1 pseudogene is annotated in these 517 nt (G+C 51.5%); it reads left to right on the forward strand.

Going from position 1 to position 517, the window contains the following annotated elements:
• Positions 1–517: pseudogene (gene gltB, locus R7Q11_RS29385) on the forward strand (glutamate synthase large subunit); the annotation flags it as partial.

A 517-nucleotide genomic window follows, 5' to 3' on the forward strand; every position in this document is an offset into this window, starting at 1 on the left:
GCTGGTGTACAAAGGTTTGTGCATGCCTGCAGATTTGCCTCGCTTCTACCTTGATCTTGCTGATCTACGCATGGAATCCGCTATCTGCCTGTTCCACCAGCGTTTTTCAACCAACACTCAACCTCGCTGGCCACTGGCGCAGCCGTTCCGTTATCTTGCTCACAACGGTGAGATCAATACCATTGAAGGCAACCGCCAATGGGCCCGAGCGCGTGCTTATAAGTTCTCTTCCCCATTGCTGCCCGATTTACAAACCGCAGCTCCGTTTGTAAATGAGACTGGTTCGGATTCTTCAAGTCTGGATAACATGTTGGATCTATTCTTGGCCGGCGGCATGGATATCTTCCGAGCCATGCGAATGCTTGTTCCACCAGCATGGCAAAATCACCCAGATATGGATCCCGATCTACGAGCCTTCTATGATTTCAACTCCAAACACATGGAGCCTTGGGATGGTCCAGCAGGGATCGTACTTTCCGATGGCCGCTACGCAGCATGTAACCTCGACCGAAACGGT

This window comes from Vibrio sp. 970, from assembly GCF_033339075.1.